Consider the following 17397-nt stretch of genomic DNA (forward strand, 5'->3'; position numbering starts at 1 on the left):
TGGGACGTCCATGTCACGCCTGATGACGCCAGCTTAGATGTTCCCATCGTTGGAAGGTCAAGGGCAAGGAGGCACGGTGGCAGGACTGTTCTCAAAGGCCAACGCGCTTGGGTCCGGGATGAGTTGGCCGCCACGCCAATGAGAAGTCGCCTTCAGGGGCGAGGTCACGCCGGCAAAGAGATGATTACGGTCGATATGGACGCGTACACCTTGAGCATTCGGCACGCCCCGCAAGAGGACACCGAGGTCTACGGTGCTCCATGCCGTGGAGATGGACAACGCCGAAAGAACCGGCGTTGGCGGCGAGGCAACCGCCTCGCCCTGTGCGTTTGGGGCTCCCGTCAGCGCGCCTTGTTCGCAAGCGCTTCTACGTCAGCGCGCAACCGCTCTTCCTGCTCCCGCAGTTCTGGCGTGAGTTCAGCACCGAAGTCCTCGACCTCAAACAGCGGGCGAATCTCGATTTCGGACTCGCTTTCCATGGGGTTGGGGCAGCGCCTGACCCATTCGACAGCCTCATCCATTGACTCGACCTGCCACAACCAGAATCCGGCAACGAGTTCGTTGGTTTGCGGAAACGGCCCATCCGTCACAGTCCGCTGATCGCCCGAAAAGCGCACCCGCTTTCCCCTTGCGCTCGGGTGCAAGCCCTCGCCCGCAAGCATGACGCCTGCCTTGACGAGCTCTTCATTGAACTTGCCCATTGCCGCAAGCAACTCCGTGCTTGGCATCTTGCCGCTTTCTGATTCGCTCGTGGCCTTCACCATCACCATGACACGCATTGTGTTCCTCCTTGACGGAATCGTTGGCGCCACAGAACACCGAAGCGGAGCCGCTGCGGCAGCGAGCGCCGGAACCAGGATCCAATCAGAATAGTTGAATTCGACAGCACCTGACTTGCGCCGACCGCGCCAGTGCCTCTACAGTTCGACCGATGAAGAATGAAACCGCCGTAGCAGCGCTCGCTGCACTTGCCCAGGATTCCCGATTGGCGATCTTCCGCTTGCTGGTCCAGGCCGGCGCGGACGGCGTCAGCGCGGGCCGGATCCGCGAAGCGCTGGGTGTGGCACCCGCGACGCTGTCCTTCCATCTGAAAGAACTGGTTCACGCCGGTCTCATCAAGAACACACAGGAAGGCAAGTTCGTGATCTATCGAGCGCAATTCGAGACGATGAACGCGCTCATTGCCTTCCTGACGGAACATTGCTGCGAAGGCAATCCGCAAGGCTGCGGCGTGCCGGATGTGGCATGCAAGCCGGCGGCCACCAAACGCCGCGGCGTCTCGACCGAGCCGGCCTGAGCCATGGCAGCCTGAGCATCACGGTCGCCGGGATCAGAGCGCCCTGGGGCGAGCGTCAGGCCTTGCGCCCCGCTTCATACCAGCCTTGGGTCCGATTGACGATGCCGACCACCAGCAGCATGACCGGCACTTCAATCAGCACCCCGACCACGGTTGCCAGCGCCGCCCCGGACTTGAAGCCGAACAGGCTGATCGCCGTCGCCACCGCCAGCTCGAAGAAATTGCTGGCGCCGATCAGCGAGGACGGGCCCGCCACGCAATGCGCCACACCCAGCTTCCGGTTCAGCAGGTACGCCAGGCCGGAATTCAGGAACACCTGGATCAGGATGGGCACCGCCAGCAGCGCGATCACCAGCGGTTGCTCGATGATGGCCTGGCCCTGGAAGGCGAACAGCAGCACCAGCGTCAACAGCAGCGCGGCGATGGAATACGGTCCGAGCTTGCCCACGACCCGCTGGAAATGCGCCAAGCCCTGGCTCAGCAGCAGCTTGCGCAGTAGCTGCGAGATCGCCACCGGCACCACGATATACAGCGCCACCGACGTCAGCAGCGTATCCCACGGCACCGTGATCGACGACAGGCCAAGCAGCAGCGCCACCACCGGCGCGAACGCCACCACCATGATGGCATCGTTCAGCGCCACCTGCGACAGCGTGAAATACGGGTCGCCCTTGCAGAGCTGGCTCCACACGAACACCATCGCCGTGCACGGTGCCGCAGCCAGCAGGATCAGCCCGGCGATATAGCTGTCGAGCTGCTCGGCGGGCAGCATGGGCGCAAACAGGTGCCGCACGAACAGCCAGCCCAGCAGCGCCATCGAGAACGGCTTGACCGCCCAGTTGATGAACAGCGTCACACCGATGCCGCGCCAGTGGGATTTCACCTGGCCCAGTGCGCCGAAGTCGATCTTCAGCAGCATCGGGATAATCATGATCCAGATGAGAATGCCGACCGGCAGGTTCACCTGGGCGTACTCCATGCTGCCGATCGCCTGGAACGCGCCCGGCATCGCCTGCCCCAGCGCAATCCCGACGATGATGCACAGGGCAACCCAGATGGTCAGGTAGCGTTCAAAGAAGCCGATGGCGGGCTTCGTCGAAATGGGGGCGTGGGTGGTTGCGTGCTGATTCATTGGAGTTCCGGCGCCTTCAGTTCTTCGCGATCGCGTTGAGCGCGTCCTGCAGCTGCGCATTGCTCATGCCTTCCAGCGGCAACGCCAGCAGTTGCAGCATGCGGTAGCCAATGGCCTCGCGCGTCAGCTCGAATGCCAGGCGCTTGCCTTCGTCGCCGCCCTGGGCGTTGGACGGATCGGCATAGCCCCAGTGCACCTTGACCGGGCTGCCAGGCCAATAGGGGCACTGCTCCGCCGCGGCGCTGTCGCAGACCGTGATCACGATCCGCATTTCCGGCGCATTGTCGCCGACGAATTCGTCCCAGCTCTTGCTGCGGTAGCCGCTCACGTCGACACCGGCATTGGTCAGCGCCTCCAGTGCGAACGGGTTCAGGCGCCCGCTCGGTGCGCTGCCGGCGCTGAAGGCGCGCACATCCTTGCCGAGCTTCCTGGCCCAATGGTTGAGCATCCCTTCACTCAGCACGCTGCGGGCGGAGTTATGGGTGCAGAGGATCAGAACGTTGGTGGTCATGGAGAGAAGGTGTGCTCAGCAGCACGACGAGTTGGAGTTCACCGCAATCCCGATCGGCTTGCCGCGCGGGGCACGCGGGGCACAACAGGCGGAGCCTTCGGCGGATGCCGCTTCGGCCTCGCCTTCGCCAAATACCGGGACGTTGCCCAGCGTATGGAAGTGCTCCCACGCAATGCCTTGCGGATCGGTGACCCAGTGCTTTTCGCTGCGTGCATAGCAGCAGGTGGTTTCACCCTGGTCCAGCAGCGCCATGTCGGCCGCCTCGGCGCGCGCTTTCAGTTCGGCAAGCTCGGCGGCGTCATCGGTCTGGAAACCGAGATGGTCGACGCCCGCCCCCTGGCCGCGCGTGGAGATCGCGAAGTTGATGCGCGGATCCTCGAGCATCCATTTGGCGTAGTCGCTCTCGACCCGCGTCGGTTCAGCGGCAAAGAGCTTCGAATAGAAGGCAATGCTCTTGCCAAGGTCGTCGACATGGACGTGAACGTGAAAGCGCTTCATTGGAACCTCTCCATCAGCAGTGACAGGAAACCGCCGCTTCCTCGACGCCTTCGCAGCAATTGGCGGTCAGGTAGCCGAGCAACGCATTCATATGCGCGAAAGCGGCACGATAGATCAGGTTGCGTCCGTCCCGCTCCTGCGTCACCAGGCCGGCGTGCGCCAGCTCCTTCAGGTGGAACGACAAGGTGGCTGCGGGCACGCCCAGCCGCTCGACCATCGCGCCGGGTGTCATGCCACCCGGGCCGGCGACGACCAGCATCCGAAAGACCTGGAGGCGCAGCCCGTGGGCCAGTGCTGCAAGGGAGCGGACAACATCATTCTCTTCCATATTTCTATAATACTGGAAATATAGGATTGATGCAATACCCGATCCGGCGAAGCGCTGCCGGCACCCTGCCCGCCATCCGCGTCGTTCCTGCGACAACCTGGCCCGCGATGCCCGCGTCCTAGTCCATCAGATCCGTGTACTCACCTTTCGCATAGGGCCGTGTGCGGTTCCACGGAGCGGGTTGCGGCAAGGCAGCGGCGGTCACCCGCGTGATCTTCTTCTGCGTGCCGCTGGCATTGCGCGACTGGACCAGCCGTGGATACTGGCCGGCCACGTCCCACTGGACCGTCACCTGTTCATCGCCGCGCTTTGCGCGGTACTCCTGCACACCGCCGCGCGCAGGGCCGCTTGCGCTCATGGTCCTGAGCGCTGCCGGATCCAGCAGGTGGTAGGCGGTCGCCCACGAGCCGTCGAAGCCGATGTTGCCGTATTCGGCCGGGCTGACTTCGAAGGTCTTGCGCATGGCGTCGCTGACCAGCCGCACCGACAGCTTGCCGGACGGCTGCCGCTCGATCCAGCGCGCGGCGGCCGACATGTCCATGTGCTTGTGGCCCTTGTCTGCCTTGGCGTGCTCGGCTTCGTCGTGGGCCCCGTGCGGGATCTCGCGCTCGATCCAGACCGTGCCGCCCTCGCGGTAGACACGTTCGGTGAAGTAGATGTCGCGGCGCACGCCGTCGGCCCCGAGCGCCGACAACTCATGCTGCACGCGCAGCGCCAGGGGGCCGGAGGCCTTGGCTGGCTCTGCCGCCATAGCAGTGAAGGCTGCCGAGACCAGCAGCAGTGCGAGGACGGGAGTGGCTTGCTTGGTTTTCATGAAATCCGTTCAGAAAGCGAAAATGCGCACGCCGGCAAACCGGCGCGCGCATGGCATCAAAAGACACTGTACTCAGTCGTGCAGCACGGCCGCGGCCGGCATCAGAGGCCCAGCGCGGACTTCACGACGCTGAAGACCTTGGTGTTGTCGATGGTGCCCTTGAGCGCGGCATTGCCCGGCCCCGTCGAGAACAGCATCACATCGCCGCCGCCGTGGGTTTCCGACCCCGGCGAGCCGAGGTTCACGCCGACTTCCTGCAGGTAGCCGTCGGCCGTGGTGTCCACCAGCGCGGGGTTGTCGCGCGGGGACTTGCGCGGACCGCCGCCGTTGCCGAACACCAGCGTGGTGTATGGCAGGCCGTCGGCCGCCGTGGCCGGCTGCTTGGTCTTGATGTCCGTCACCGTGCCCAGGATCGGGTTGCCGCGATGCGAGTAGCCGTTGATCGTCATCGTGTGGTCGTGGTCGGCGGTGACAACGATCATCGTGTTCGACAGGTCCACCATCGACAGCGCACGCTTGATGGCATCGTCAAACGCGATCGTGTCTTCCAGCGCGCGCTTGGCGTTGGTGCCATGCAGCGCATGGTCGATCCGGCCCCCCTCCACCATCAGGAAATAGCCGTTGCCGTTCTTCTGCAGGATGCGGATGGCCTTCTCGGTCATGTCGGCCAGGCTAGGCTCGTCGACATTGTTCTTGACGCGGTCCAGCTCGTAGTTGAGGTGGTCCATGTTGAACAGGCCGAGCAGCTTGCTGGTGGATGCCGGGTCCACGGCCTTGAACGCGGTGCCGGTGGTCACATAGGTGTAGCCCGGGAACTGCGTGGTCAGGTCGACGCCGTCCGTGCGCTTGCCACCCGCGGCGCTGGGCAGGAACTGGCGGCGGCCGCCGCCAAGCAGCACGTCCAGGCCCTCCTTGAGCGCCGTGTTGTAGCCGGCGTTGCCGGGCGTTGCCTGCGCGGCGATATTGTTCTCGCCGTCGCGATGGCAGACGTGCGAGAAGGTGGCCGCCGGCGTCGCGTGGGTCACGCGCGTAGTGGTCACCGCGCCGACCGACTTGCCGGCGGCCTTGGCCAGTTCCAGCACGGTCACGACCGGCGAGCCGTTGCCGCTGGGACAGGTGCTGTCACCGGCGCTGGTCACATAGGACTTGCCGGTGCCGTCGCTGGCCTTGGTATCGGCCGACATGGAGATGACTTCGTTGTTCATCTTCACGCCGGTCATGTAGGCCGCCATCGACGGCGCGCTGTCGGTGGTCTGCGCGTCGTTCGAATACGTCTTCACGCGCGCGGTGCGCTTGAGCGACTCCATGTTGAGCTTGCCCGTCTCGCCATACTTGTAGATGCGCGAAGCGGTGACAGTGGTCGGGCCCATGCCGTCGCCCAGGAAGAAGATGACATTCTTGGCCTCGCCCGCGGCTTGCGCAGGGAGGGCAATGCAGGCGCAGGCAGCCGCAACTGCGGACAGGCCGGTTCGAATAATGAGTTTCATGGCGTTATTTCGTCAGCGATAGTGGCTTAGAGGCCGATGGCCGTCTTGATCAGGCCGAACACCTCGGTGTTGTTCATCACACCGGTGAAGGATTCGGCTCCATTGCCCAGTGCGCCGATAAAGACATCGGTGCCGCCATGGGTCTCGCCACCTGCCGCCATCGGGATCGCGGCTTCCTGGTGATAGCTCTTGTCGTAGACCTGTGCATCGGTCAGCGCTGTGCGCGTGACCGGGCGGTTCTCGCCGTTGCCGAAACCGATGATGGTGAAGGGATTGCCGCCGGAGTCCGTGGACAGTGCGCCAGTCACGTAGTTCTTCAGCAGGCCCAGCACGCCGGGGTTGCTGTCGCTGGTGGGGCCGGTGCGCTTGGCGTAGCCATTCAGCACCAGCGTGTGGTCATGGTCGGCGGTGACGACGATCAGCGTGTTCTTCAGGCCCGGGTCGATCACGTTGAGCTTGTCGATGGCGGTCTTGATCGCGGTGTCGAAGGCCACGGTGTCCTGCAGCGCCTTGCGCGCGGTGGTTTCATGCAAGGCGTGGTCGATGCGGCCGCCTTCCACCATCAGGAAGAAGCCCTTCTTCTTCGCGGCGAGCACGTCGATGGCCTTGCTGGTCATCTCCGCCAGGCTCGGCTCGTCGCCGGGCACGCGGTCCAGGTCATAGGCCATATGGCTGGACGTGAACAGGCCTGCCACCTTCTTGGCGCTGGCGGCATCGATCTTGTCGAACTCGGCCTTGCTGGAGGCGTAGGTATAGCCGGCCTTCGTCAGCTCGCCAACCAGGTCGCGGCCGTCGGTGCGGGCGCCGCCCGCGGCCTTGCTCTGGAAGTGCTTGCGGCCGCCGCCGAAGATCACATCGACGCCGTCGCCGAGCGCGCTGTTGTAGCCGGCGCCGTTCGGCACCAGTTGCGCGGCGATGGTGTTCTCGGCATCGCGGTGGCAGACGTGCGCGTAGGTCGTGGCGGGGGTCGCGTGCGTGATGCGGGTGGTGGTGACCACGCCGGTGCCATAGCCTGCCGTCTTCATCTGCTCGAGCAGCGTCGGCACGCTCTGGCCGTTGCCGGAAGCCGGGCAGGTGCTGTCCGCGCCGGACAGGTAGTCCTTGCCGCTGGCATCAAAGGCACTGGTCTCCGGCGTCATCGAGATGACTTCGTTGTTCATCTTGACGCCGGTCATGTAGGCCGCCATCGACGGCGCGCTGTCGGTCACCTGCGCGTTGTTCGAATAGGTCCGGATGAACCCGCTCTCGGGCAGCGTGTCCATGGTCAGCTCACCATCCTCGCCGACCTTGTAGATCCGCGCCGCGGTCATGGTCGTCATGCCCATGCCGTCGCCAAGGAAGAACACGACGTTCTTGGTGGGCGCGGTGCTGCCGCCAGCCGGCGGCTGCGTGACCGACGCGTTGTTGTCATCATCGCTGCCGCACGACGCCACGGCCAGCGCCAGCAGCGGTGCCGCCAGTATTGAAAGACGCCTCATATTTCCTCCCCGTTGGTTTTGCCGGGAGGATGCACGACGAATATTTCGGCACCGTGACGCGTCACATGTGGACGGCAACGTTGCCACTGCAGTCAAACATCGGAAAGTGCAGCATCAGGCAGCTCGCCAAGATCGGCCTGTTGCAGGCGAACGGCCCACCTGTGCGGCGAGCTGCCGCAGTAGTGAAGCTGCCTGGTGGCGCTGAACACTGCTATATTGTCGCCAAAACAGGCACCGCACTCGTGGGTAGAACGCATCGCCGGCCATGGTTCGCCGGCTTCCTCCTCGTTGTCTTCCTGGCAGCCCAGCTGGCAGCGGCGGCGTACGCCTGTACCGGCAGCCGCTACCAGGCGGAACATAGCGGCACGATGGCGGCGATGACCGAGTCCTGTGCCGATATGGCCGCCAGCGACAGCCAGCAGGGCATCGACCAGAGCGGGCTTTGCCTGGCGCATTGCCAGGCCGATGCCAAGAACGCCGACCATGCTTCGCCGCAGCTTCCAGCCTTCATGCCGGTGCTGATGCGCGTGGTTGAGCCAACGCGCGTGGTCCTGGCGGAGGTTCGCGTTGCGCTGCGCGCCGAGGCAGAGGCGCGCGGTCCACCACCCCTCACCATCCTTCACTGCAGTTTCCAGACTTAGCTTCCGGTTCGACGTCACCTGGTGCTGCCCGCCTCCATGCGGGCAGCAGTCGTCGTTCCTGGAGGCTTTATGCTTTTTCTACGTCACCTGACCGTGGCGCTGCTCAGCGCGCCCGCAGTGGGCCTGGCGGCGCCGCAAGGCGCGCCCGGGCAATCCGCCCCTTCCCTCTCCCTTGAGGAAGCCGTCGCGATCGCAAGCGCCCATGCCGGCGACGCTGAATCGTCGCGCGGCGCCGTGGAGGCCGCCGGGCAAATGGCGGTAGCCGCCGGCCGCCTGCCGGATCCCGTGCTCAAGCTCGGCGTCAACAACGTGCCGGTCAACGGCTCTGACGCGTTCTCGCTGAGCCGGGATTCCATGACCATGCGCTCGATCTCAGTGATGCAGGAATTCACGCGCGCGGACAAGCGCCGCGCCAGGGCCGCGCGCTTCGAAGCCGAAGCCGCCGCTGCCGACGCGCAGCGTGCGGTGGGGCTGGCAGGCGTGCAGCGCAATGCGGTCAATGCCTGGCTCGACCGGTGGTATGCGGAGCAGGCCGGCGTGCTGCTCGGCCATCACAGCCATCCGCTTGAACTGGCACTGCAGGCCGCCACCGCGGCCTACCGCAGCGGGCGCGGCTCGCGTGCGGACGTGCTGGCGATGGAGCTGGAGATCCAGAAGCTGCACGACCGCGAGGACGAGAACCGCGCCGCACTGGCGACCGCCACGCTGAACCTGGAGCGCTGGGTCGGCGCCGCCGCGGGGCGCCCGCTGTCGGAGCGGCCACCGCTTGAAGTGCCGCCAGGCGCCCGGCAACTCGCCAGGGGCGAGTTCGAGGCCGTGCCCGAACTGTCGGCTGCGCAGCGCGACGTGGCACTGGCCGAATCGGAGATCCAGGTAGCAACGGAAGCCCGCAAGCCGGACGTGACGGTCGAGCTGATGTACAGCCAGCGCGGCTCGGCCTACTCGAACATGGGCTCGCTCAATGTCAGCTTCCCATTGCCGTGGGACCGGGGCAACCGCCAGGACCGCGAAATCAGTGCGCGGCTGGCGCAGGCCAATGACGCCCGGGCCAGGCTGGAAATGGTCCGGCGCAATACCCAGGCCATGGTCGGCGCCAGGCTGGCCGAGCTGCAGCGCAACCTTGACCGGCTGCGGCGCTACGACGACAAGACATTGCCGCTCGCCCGGGCACAGGCGGATGCGGCACTGACGGCCTACCGCGCCAGCACGGGCACCTTGGTGGCGGTCGCCGAAGCCAACCATCGCGCCATCGACACCGCCATGGATCGCCTGCTGCTTGAGGCAAAGACCGCGAAGCTGTGGGCGGACCTGAACTACCTGGTGCCGTTGCCTACCGCCCAGACCGAAGCCGCAGCGAGGGAAGCAAAATGAAGAAGCACGCCATTGCGGCAGCCGCCGGGCTGGTGGTCGTCTGCACCGCCCTCTACGGCGCCTACCACTTCGGGTTCACGCGCGGCACGCAAACCGCGCAATCGTCGGGCACGCCTGGCGCGGAATCCACCGTGCTCAAGGCCGGCGCCATCGATCCGAAGACCGGCAGGAAAATCCTGTACTGGCACGATCCCATGGTGCCGGGCCAGCGCTTCGACAAGCCGGGGAAGTCGCCCTTCATGGAGATGCAACTGGTGCCGGTCTACGCGGACGGCGATGGCAGTGGCAGCGGTGTCACCGTCGACAGCCATGTCGCACAAAACCTTGGCATTCGCACCGCCGAGGCAAAGCCTGGACGGCTGGCCGCGATGCTGCAGGTGCCAGGCAATGTCGCCATCGACGAACGCAGCGTGCAGATCATCCAGGCGCGCACCAACGCATTTGTGCAGCACGTCGCGGTCCGGGCGACCCTTGACCCGGTCCGGCGTGGCCAGGCGCTGGTCACCCTGTACTCGCCCGACTGGGTCGCTGCGCAAGAGGAATACCTGGCCGTGTCACGCATGGCAGGAAGTGAACACCTGGGCGACCTGCGCGGCGCGGCGCGGGCTCGCATGCTGCAGGCGGGCATGACGCCGGGCCAGGTCAGTGCGGTCGAGAGATCCGGAAAATTGCAGCCCGGCATTGCCATCGCCAGCCCGGTCGATGGCCTCGTGACCGAGGTGGCGGTGCGCGAGGGCATGACCGTGTCGCCGGGCATGACGCTGTTCCGCCTGGCTGATCTCAGCCAGGTCTGGGTGATTGCCGAGGTACCAGAGGGCCAGGCCGGCGCCATCCGGGCCGGCGCGGCGGCCACGGTACTGCAGGGCGGCACGGCCGGCCCCCTTGCCGGCAAGGTCGACGCCATCCTTCCCGACGTCAACCCGGCGACCCGCACCGTCAAGGCCCGCATCGTCCTGCCCAACCCCGGCAGGCGCCTGCTGCCGGGCATGTTTGTCAGGGTCAGCTTCGACAGTGGCGCACAACAGGAGGCATTGCTGATCCCGTCGGAGTCGGTCATCCGCACCGGCCAGCGCAATATCGTCATGGTCGATGCCGGCCAGGCAGGGTTCGTTGCCACCGAGATCAAGACCGGCCGCGAGGCCGATGGCATGGTCGAGGTGCTGGACGGACTGGCGCCGGGGCAGAAAGTGGTCACGTCCGGCCAGTTCCTGATCGACTCGGAAGCCAGCCTGCGCGGCAGCTCGGAACGGATGACGGCCACACCAGCAGCGTCTGCACCTGCCGCGCCGGCCGCAGAGCATGAGGGCACCGGCCGCATCGAAGCCGTGAACGGCAGCGAGAGCCTGACCATCTCGCACGGCCCGATCCCGTCGGCACAGTGGGGCGCGATGACCATGGACTTCGTCGCACCGCCAACTGGCCTGCCCAAGGGACTGAAGCCTGGCGACCGCATCCGCTTCCGCTTCCACCTGGACCGCGATGGTGCGGCCATGCTGTCGTCGGTCGAGCCCGCCAGCACCGCCCAGGGAGCCAGGCCATGATCGCGCGCCTTATCCTGGCCTCGATCCGCCACCGCTTCCTGGTCCTGCTAGCCACGGTGATGCTGACCGCATGGGGCCTGTGGGCGGTGCGGAGCACGCCGCTCGACGCCCTGCCCGACCTGTCCGATGTGCAGGTGATCATCCGCACGCCCTTCGCCGGCCAGGCGCCGCAGATCGTCGAGAACCAGGTCACGTATCCGCTGACCACCACCATGCTGTCGGTACCCGGCGCCAGAACGGTCCGGGGTTACTCCTTCTTCGGCGATTCGTTCGTCTATGTGCTGTTCGATGATGGTACCGACCTGTACTGGGCGCGCTCGCGGGTGCTGGAATACCTGAACCAGGTGCAGTCCCGCCTGCCCGCCGCGGCCAGGCCGGCGCTGGGGCCGGATGCCACCGGCGTCGGCTGGATCTACGAGTACGCGCTGGTGGACAAGACCGGCCAGCATGACCTCGGCCAGTTGCGTGCGCTGCAGGACTGGTTCCTGCGCTTCGAACTGAAATCGCTGCCCAATGTGGCCGAGGTCGCTTCGCTGGGCGGCATGGTGAAGCAGTACCAGGTGGTGCTGATGCCGGACCGGATGCGCGCCTACAACCTGTCGCAGGGCAAGGTGCTGGCGGCGCTCAAGGGCGCCAACCAGGAGGCCGGCGGGTCGGTGCTGGAAATGGGCGAGGCAGAGTATATGGTCCGCGCCAGCGGCTACCTGAAGACGCTCGACGATTTCCGGCAGATCCCGCTGGTGACCAGCGATGCCGGCATTCCGGTGCGGCTGGGCGATGTCGCCGTCGTGCAACTTGGCCCGGAGATGCGGCGCGGCATCGCCGAGCTTGACGGCCAGGGCGAGGTGGCCGGCGGCGTGATCGTGATGCGCTCAGGCAAGAACGCGCTGGAAACCATCGAGGCGGTCAAGGCGAAGCTCGCCACGCTGCAGAAGAGCCTGCCTGCCGGAGTGCAGATCGTCACTACCTACGACCGCTCCGCGCTGATCAAGCGCGCGGTGGAAAACCTGACGCACAAGCTGGTCGAAGAGTTCGCCGTGGTCGCGCTGGTGTGCCTGCTGTTCCTGTTCCACCTGCGTTCCGCGCTGGTGGCGATCGTGTCGCTGCCGCTGGGCGTGCTGGCCGCCTTCCTGCTGATGCGCTACCAGGGCATCAATGCCAACATCATGTCGCTGGGCGGCATTGCCATTGCCATCGGCGCCATGGTCGATGCCGCGGTCGTGATGATCGAGAACGCGCACAAGCAGCTGGAGCACTGGCATGCGGACCATCCCGGCCGGGCGCTGACAGGGAACGAGCGCTGGGGCGTGATCGGCCGGGCCGCCACCGAGGTCGGGCCCGCGCTGTTCTTCTCGCTGCTGATCATCACGCTGTCGTTTATCCCGGTCTTTACGCTGGAGGCGCAGGAGGGCCGGCTGTTCTCGCCGCTGGCCTTTACCAAGACCTATTCCATGGCCGCGGCGGCGGGCCTGTCGGTGACGCTGGTGCCGGTGCTGATGGGCTACCTGATCCGCGGCAGGATTCCTTCGGAGCAGTCCAACCCCTTGAACCGATGGCTGATCCGCGCCTATCGGCCGGTGCTGGCACGGGTGCTGGCCTACCCGAAGACCACCCTTGCGATCGCCGCGGTGCTGCTGGCCGCGACGGCCTGGCCGATGCTGCGTACCGGCGCCGAATTCATGCCGCCGCTTGACGAGGGCGACCTGCTCTATATGCCGTCGGCATTGCCAGGCCTTTCCGCCGGCAAGGCGGCGCAGCTGCTGCAACAGACCGACCGCCTGATCAGGACCGTGCCCGAGGTGGCGACCGTGTTCGGCAAGGCCGGCCGCGCCGATACCGCGACCGATCCGGCGCCCCTCGAGATGTTCGAGACCACCATCCAGTTCAAGCCGCGCGACCAATGGCGTGCCGGCATGACCACCGACAAGCTGGTGGAAGAGCTCGACCGCGTGGTCAAGGTGCCGGGCCTGTCCAATATCTGGGTGCCGCCGATCCGCAACCGCATCGACATGCTGGCCACCGGCATCAAGAGCCCGGTCGGCATCAAGGTGGCAGGCGCGGACCTGAAGGAGATCGATCGCCTGGCAACTCGCATCGAGGAAACCGTCAGGACAGTGCCGGGGGTGACGTCGGCGCTGGCCGAGCGGCTGACCGGCGGGCGCTATGTCGATATCGATATCGACCGCGTGGCGGCCGGCCGCTACGGGCTGAATATCGCGGATGTGCAGAGCGTGGTGTCGTCGGCCATCGGCGGCGACAATGTGGGCGAGGTCGTCGACGGGCTGGCGCGCTTCCCGATCAACGTCCGCTACCCGCGCGATTACCGCGACTCGGTGGAGCAACTTCGCAGCCTGCCCATCGTCACGGACAAGGGCCAGCAGATCGTGCTGTCCGACGTGGCGCGCATCCAGGTGGTGCAGGGAGCGCCGATGCTGCGCAGCGAAAACGCGCGCCTGTCAGGCTGGGTGTATGTCGACATCCGTGGGCGTGACCTGCGCTCGGCCGTCCGGGATATGCAGGCCGCCGTTGCGAAAGCGGTGCCGATGCCGGCTGGCTATTCGCTGAGCTGGTCGGGGCAGTTCGAATACCTGGAGCGGGCCGCCGCAAAGCTGAAGGTGGTAGTGCCGTTCACGCTGCTGATCATCTTCGTGCTGCTGTACCTGGTGTTCGGCCGTCTCGATGAAGCCCTGCTCATCATGGGCACACTGCCGCTGGCGCTGATCGGCGGCTTCTGGCTGCTCTACCTGCTGAGCTACAACCTGTCGGTTGCCGGCGTGGTCGGCTTCATCGCGCTGGCGGGCGTGGCGGCGGAATTCGGCGTGATCATGCTGCTCTACCTGAAGCAGGCATGGACCGCGCGCGCGAACCAGGGCGATGCCAGCCTGTCCGCGCTGCTTGAAGCCATCCAGGAAGGCGCGGTGCTGCGCGTACGCCCCAAGGCAATGACCGTCGCCGTCATCCTTGCCGGGCTGGTGCCGATCATGTGGTCGCATGGCACCGGCTCCGAGGTCATGCAGCGCATTGCCGCGCCGATGGTGGGCGGCATGCTCACCGCGCCGTTGCTTTCGCTCTTCGTGGTGCCGGCGGTGTACTTGCTGATGCGCCGGCGCCAGACCAGACCTCAACTTGTTTCCGTCCACCCCTCACTTCAGAAGGACCCACAATGAAATCCATCAAGACACTCGCCCTCGCCCTTGCCTTGACCATCACGCCGGCCGCATTCGCAGCGGGCTCGATGGACGGCATGGACATGAAGCCGTCAGCACCCTCGCAGCAGGCGCCGCAACCCGTGGCGGCCGAAATCAAAAAGATCGATGCGCAGGCCGGCAAGGTCACGCTCAGGCACGGACCGATCGCCAACCTCGGCATGGGACCGATGACCATGGCGTTCCCCGTCAAGGACCGCGCATCGCTGAAGGACTTCAAGGAGGGCGAGGCGGTATCCGTGACCTTCGACAACGTTGATGGCAAGCCTACGGTCGTGGAAATGCGGCGCAAGTGAGGGTTACCGTCGCTGGAGGTGGTTGCGCGTTCGATGCGCAATCACTGCGTGCTCACGCTTTGGTGCCCAGGCGCTCCTTCAGGAACTCGATAAAGCGCTGTGTCTTTGCCGGCAGCAAGCGTGTTTCGGTCAGGGCATAGACCGGCGTCGGCCTGGTCTGCCAGCCAGGCAATATCCGGCGCAGGCGGCCGGCCGCCACGTCCTCTGCCGCCACCTCCTCGGCCAGCATGATCACGCCCAGGTCCAGCGTTGCCAGGCGGCGGAACATGCCAACGCTGTTGGCGTAGAACCGGCCCCCGACTTCCACCTCGACGGCCTCCTCACCGCTATGCAGCGCCCACTTGCCTGCCTTGGGAAAACCGATGCACTGATGCCGTACCAGGTCCGTGGGATGGGTCGGCTCGCCAGCGCGTTCCAGGTAGCCCGGTGAGGCATAGACCTGCACCGAAAGGCGCGCAAGCAGGCGGGCGATCAGGTTCGAGTCCGTGAGCTCGCCCATGCGGATGGCCACATCGAAGGGTTCGGCCACCAGGTCGACACGCCGGGGCGTGAGGTCGAAATCAAAGGTGATGCCCGGGTAGCGGGCAGCAAACTCGGCAATCAGGGGTGCCATGTAGATCATGGCGAAGTCGACCGGCAGCGACGCGCGCAGCACGCCGCTCGGCTGCGCCAGCATCTCCCCCAGTTGCTCGTGGGCGATCCGTGCTTCGTCCACGATGCGCTTGCAGCGCTCGTAGTAGATCTGCCCGGCCTCGGTCAGCTCGACCTTGCGCGTCGTGCGATGCAGCAGCCGCAGGCCAATGGCCTTCTCCAGCGCACTGATCCGCCTGGACAGTGTGGAGTTCGGCACACCGATGGCAGCGGCCGCGCCACGAAAGCTCCGCGTATGGGCAACCTCCACGAACAAGGCCATGTCATTGAGCAGTTCCATTTGGATTGCGCCATTTTTGGATCGATGATTGCCAATTTACCATCTTTATCTCGCCAATGAATTAATCGACGATACGTCCATGCGCTTCCCACTGTCGCCTTCGCCCCTACAGGAATTGACCATGAGCCAACTGTTCACCCCCGTCCACATCGGCCGCCATATCGCGCCGAACCGCCTCGTCATGGCGCCGATGACCCGCTCGCGCGCTGACGCCGACGGCGTCCCCAGCGACATGACCGTCACCTACTACGCCCAGCGCGCCAGCGCCGGCCTGATCATCACCGAAGGCGTGTTTCCATCCGCCATGGGCAAGGGTTACGTGAATACGCCCGGCATCGAAACCGAGGCGCAGGTTGCCGGTTGGAAGAAAGTGACCGATGCCGTGCACGCCCGCGGCGGCCGCATTTTCATGCAGCTGATGCATTGCGGCCGGATCTCGCATCCGTCGCTGCTTGATAGTGCAACGCCAGTGGCGCCCTCGCCCATCAAGCCCGAAGGCCAGGCATGGACGCCTGCCGGCCAGGTCGACTTCGTCACACCCCGCGAGCTGACCTTGGCCGAGATCGCCGGCGTCATTGACGAATATCGCCAGGCCACCCGCCGCGCCATCGACGCAGGCTTCGACGGCGTGGAGCTGCATGCGGCCTCCGGCTACCTGCCCGAGCAGTTCCTTTCGTCAGGCAGCAACCACCGGCAAGACCAGTACGGCGGCTCGGTCGAAGGCCGCGCCCGCTTTGTGCTGGAAGTGCTGGCCGCGATGGTGGCCGAGGCCGGCGCCGACCGGGTCGGCATCAAGATCTCGCCGGAGATGAACTACAACAGCATCACCGATGCCGCGCCCCAGGAGACCTACGCCTACCTCGTCGACAAGCTTCGCGGTCAGGGCCTGGCTTATCTGCATGTCGCGCTGTTCGGTGCAACGGTCGACTACCACGCCCTGCTGCGCCCGCGCTTCGACGGCACCTACCTGATCGGCGGCGGACTGACGCAGGACAGCGCCGCAGCCCTGCTGGCCGATGGCAAGGCCGACGCCACCGTCTTCGGCAGCGCCTTCCTCGCGAATCCCGACCTGCCGGAGCGCTTCCGCCAGGGCGCCGCGCTCAACGCGCCGGACCGCAACACGTTCTTTGCGCCGCCGACGGCCCAGGGATACATCGACTATCCGGCGCTGGCTGAAGCCGAAGGGGCTTGAAGCAAGGGGCGTTTGCCCCATTCACCATCAAGGAATGCATCATGAAGTTCGAACGATTCACTGCAGACACCGCCGCCCTGCTCCTGATCGACCATCAGGTAGGCACCATGGGCTGGGTGAAGTCCATTCCCTTTGACGAAATGAAGCGCAACGCGCTGGTGGTGGCCAAGACCGCGGCCATCCTGAAAGTCCCTGTCGTGATGACCTCCAGCATGGAGGAGTACGCCCAGGGACCGCTGATCAGCGAGCTGGCGGACATCTTTCCGGCTGAGTTCGCTGCGCGCATCAAGCGCGTTGGTGTTGTGAATGCCATGGACGATGAGAACTTCGCGGCGGCGGTGAAGGCTATCGGACGCAGGAAACTGATCATCGCTGGCGTGACCAATGACGTGTGCACGGTGTATCCGGCATTGAGCCTGGTGTCGCAAGGTTATGAAGTGCAAGTCGTCGCGGATGCCGGCGGATCGCCGAGCAAGATGGCTGACGAAATTGCCTTGCGGCGCATGGAGAAGAATGGTGTCACACTGACCAGCACCAACCAGTTGATTGCGGAACTGGCGGGAAGTTGGGCTACGCCGGAAGGCAGCCGCATTGTGCAAGAGGTGATTATGGGGGCTTTGCAGGGCTGATGGGGGGCGCCTATGTGGGCTGGGGGCACGATGCAATCAGCCCCG

The 17397-nt window shown here is 65.5% G+C and carries 17 protein-coding genes; 8 read left to right on the forward strand and 9 right to left on the reverse strand.

Translation table 11 applies throughout. From position 1 onward, the window contains the following. Nucleotides 1–341 precede the first annotated feature (341 nt). Nucleotides 342–779 carry a YciI family protein gene (locus tag AC07UK_RS01850; RefSeq protein WP_436221960.1) on the reverse strand — a complete coding sequence of 146 codons (438 nt, stop codon included), beginning with the start codon at nt 777–779 and terminating at the stop codon, nt 342–344. A 152-nt stretch (nt 780–931) separates the two neighbouring features. Between AC07UK_RS01850 and AC07UK_RS01855 the strand changes: the two genes are divergently transcribed. Further along, nucleotides 932–1297 carry an ArsR/SmtB family transcription factor gene (locus AC07UK_RS01855; RefSeq protein ID WP_494685355.1) on the forward strand — a complete coding sequence of 122 codons (366 nt, stop codon included), beginning with the start codon at nt 932–934 and terminating at the stop codon, nt 1295–1297. Between the two features lie 55 nt (nt 1298–1352). Here AC07UK_RS01855 and arsB read toward each other — a convergent pair whose 3' ends face one another. The 7 genes from arsB to AC07UK_RS01890 form a co-directional block, all read right to left on the reverse strand. Next, the gene (gene arsB, locus AC07UK_RS01860) at nt 1353–2429 is read right to left on the reverse strand and encodes an ACR3 family arsenite efflux transporter (RefSeq protein ID WP_436221961.1); all 1077 of its coding nucleotides are present in this window, start codon (nt 2427–2429) and stop codon (nt 1353–1355) included. Nucleotides 2430–2445: 16 nt separating this feature from the next. Next, complete coding sequence (locus AC07UK_RS01865; protein WP_436221962.1) at nt 2446–2940, reverse strand: arsenate reductase ArsC; 495 nt, start codon at nt 2938–2940, stop codon at nt 2446–2448. A 15-nt stretch (nt 2941–2955) separates the two neighbouring features. Continuing rightward, nucleotides 2956–3438 carry an ArsI/CadI family heavy metal resistance metalloenzyme gene (locus AC07UK_RS01870; protein ID WP_494685354.1) on the reverse strand — a complete coding sequence of 161 codons (483 nt, stop codon included), beginning with the start codon at nt 3436–3438 and terminating at the stop codon, nt 2956–2958. 13 nt (nt 3439–3451) lie between these two features. Continuing rightward, nucleotides 3452–3766 carry an ArsR/SmtB family transcription factor gene (locus tag AC07UK_RS01875; protein WP_013957060.1) on the reverse strand — a complete coding sequence of 105 codons (315 nt, stop codon included), beginning with the start codon at nt 3764–3766 and terminating at the stop codon, nt 3452–3454. 118 nt (nt 3767–3884) lie between these two features. Then, nucleotides 3885–4580, reverse strand: coding sequence for a hypothetical protein (locus AC07UK_RS01880; RefSeq protein ID WP_494685353.1), 696 nt, complete (start codon nt 4578–4580; stop codon nt 3885–3887). A 101-nt stretch (nt 4581–4681) separates the two neighbouring features. After that, entirely contained in the window at nt 4682–6067 is a 1386-nt protein-coding gene (locus AC07UK_RS01885) for an alkaline phosphatase (RefSeq protein WP_494685352.1), read from the reverse strand. Between the two features lie 26 nt (nt 6068–6093). Then, a complete protein-coding gene (locus AC07UK_RS01890) occupies nt 6094–7545 on the reverse strand; it encodes an alkaline phosphatase (RefSeq protein WP_494685351.1) in 1452 nt (483 codons plus the stop codon). 242 nt (nt 7546–7787) lie between these two features. Here AC07UK_RS01890 and AC07UK_RS01895 point away from each other — a divergent pair, with 242 nt between their 5' ends. The 5 genes from AC07UK_RS01895 to AC07UK_RS01915 all read left to right on the forward strand — a co-directional run bounded on the left by AC07UK_RS01895 (nt 7788) and on the right by AC07UK_RS01915 (nt 14600). After that, nucleotides 7788–8186, forward strand: coding sequence for a hypothetical protein (locus AC07UK_RS01895; RefSeq protein ID WP_494685477.1), 399 nt, complete (start codon nt 7788–7790; stop codon nt 8184–8186). Nucleotides 8187–8255: 69 nt separating this feature from the next. Next, on the forward strand, nt 8256–9557 hold the full coding sequence (locus AC07UK_RS01900; RefSeq protein ID WP_494685350.1) for a TolC family protein: 1302 nt from the start codon (nt 8256–8258) through the stop codon (nt 9555–9557). Then, nucleotides 9554–11098: an efflux RND transporter periplasmic adaptor subunit gene (locus tag AC07UK_RS01905; RefSeq protein WP_494685349.1), complete on the forward strand. Its 1545-nt coding sequence runs from the start codon at nt 9554–9556 to the stop codon at nt 11096–11098. The genes AC07UK_RS01900 and AC07UK_RS01905 overlap by 4 nt, the downstream gene beginning before the upstream one ends. Next, nucleotides 11095–14265, forward strand: a complete 3171-nt coding sequence (locus AC07UK_RS01910) for an efflux RND transporter permease subunit (protein ID WP_494685348.1) — start codon at nt 11095–11097, stop codon at nt 14263–14265. The genes AC07UK_RS01905 and AC07UK_RS01910 overlap by 4 nt, the downstream gene beginning before the upstream one ends. Next, entirely contained in the window at nt 14262–14600 is a 339-nt protein-coding gene (locus AC07UK_RS01915; RefSeq protein ID WP_494685347.1) for a copper-binding protein, read from the forward strand. Before AC07UK_RS01910 ends, AC07UK_RS01915 begins: the two co-directional genes overlap by 4 nt. 52 nt (nt 14601–14652) lie before the next feature. Here the strand turns inward: AC07UK_RS01915 and AC07UK_RS01920 are convergent, their stop codons facing one another. After that, nucleotides 14653–15531 carry a LysR family transcriptional regulator gene (locus tag AC07UK_RS01920; RefSeq protein ID WP_494685346.1) on the reverse strand — a complete coding sequence of 293 codons (879 nt, stop codon included), beginning with the start codon at nt 15529–15531 and terminating at the stop codon, nt 14653–14655. Nucleotides 15532–15652: 121 nt separating this feature from the next. Between AC07UK_RS01920 and AC07UK_RS01925 the strand changes: the two genes are divergently transcribed. Both AC07UK_RS01925 and AC07UK_RS01930 read left to right on the forward strand, forming a co-directional pair. Further along, a complete protein-coding gene (locus AC07UK_RS01925) occupies nt 15653–16723 on the forward strand; it encodes an alkene reductase (RefSeq protein WP_494685345.1) in 1071 nt (356 codons plus the stop codon). Nucleotides 16724–16764: 41 nt separating this feature from the next. Further along, nucleotides 16765–17352 (forward strand): isochorismatase family protein, encoded by a 588-nt coding sequence (locus AC07UK_RS01930; RefSeq protein ID WP_494685344.1) that lies wholly within the window; start codon nt 16765–16767, stop codon nt 17350–17352. Nucleotides 17353–17397: the final 45 nt, after the last annotated feature.

This window comes from Cupriavidus sp. GW821-FHT07C08 (assembly GCF_059419025.1).

Coding starts and splice junctions, on each gene's coding strand:
- AC07UK_RS01900 (WP_494685350.1), top strand. CDS start 8,256: ATGCTTTTTCTACGTCACCTGACCGTGGCGCTGCTCAGCGCGCCCGCA.
- AC07UK_RS01885 (WP_494685352.1), bottom strand. CDS start 6,067: ATGAAACTCATTATTCGAACCGGCCTGTCCGCAGTTGCGGCTGCCTGC.
- AC07UK_RS01855 (WP_494685355.1), top strand. CDS start 932: ATGAAGAATGAAACCGCCGTAGCAGCGCTCGCTGCACTTGCCCAGGAT.
- AC07UK_RS01925 (WP_494685345.1), top strand. CDS start 15,653: ATGAGCCAACTGTTCACCCCCGTCCACATCGGCCGCCATATCGCGCCG.
- AC07UK_RS01870 (WP_494685354.1), bottom strand. CDS start 3,438: ATGAAGCGCTTTCACGTTCACGTCCATGTCGACGACCTTGGCAAGAGC.
- AC07UK_RS01890 (WP_494685351.1), bottom strand. CDS start 7,545: ATGAGGCGTCTTTCAATACTGGCGGCACCGCTGCTGGCGCTGGCCGTG.
- AC07UK_RS01930 (WP_494685344.1), top strand. CDS start 16,765: ATGAAGTTCGAACGATTCACTGCAGACACCGCCGCCCTGCTCCTGATC.
- arsB (WP_436221961.1), bottom strand. CDS start 2,429: ATGAATCAGCACGCAACCACCCACGCCCCCATTTCGACGAAGCCCGCC.
- AC07UK_RS01910 (WP_494685348.1), top strand. CDS start 11,095: ATGATCGCGCGCCTTATCCTGGCCTCGATCCGCCACCGCTTCCTGGTC.
- AC07UK_RS01875 (WP_013957060.1), bottom strand. CDS start 3,766: ATGGAAGAGAATGATGTTGTCCGCTCCCTTGCAGCACTGGCCCACGGG.
- AC07UK_RS01905 (WP_494685349.1), top strand. CDS start 9,554: ATGAAGAAGCACGCCATTGCGGCAGCCGCCGGGCTGGTGGTCGTCTGC.
- AC07UK_RS01865 (WP_436221962.1), bottom strand. CDS start 2,940: ATGACCACCAACGTTCTGATCCTCTGCACCCATAACTCCGCCCGCAGC.
- AC07UK_RS01880 (WP_494685353.1), bottom strand. CDS start 4,580: ATGAAAACCAAGCAAGCCACTCCCGTCCTCGCACTGCTGCTGGTCTCG.
- AC07UK_RS01920 (WP_494685346.1), bottom strand. CDS start 15,531: ATGGAACTGCTCAATGACATGGCCTTGTTCGTGGAGGTTGCCCATACG.
- AC07UK_RS01850 (WP_436221960.1), bottom strand. CDS start 779: ATGCGTGTCATGGTGATGGTGAAGGCCACGAGCGAATCAGAAAGCGGC.
- AC07UK_RS01915 (WP_494685347.1), top strand. CDS start 14,262: ATGAAATCCATCAAGACACTCGCCCTCGCCCTTGCCTTGACCATCACG.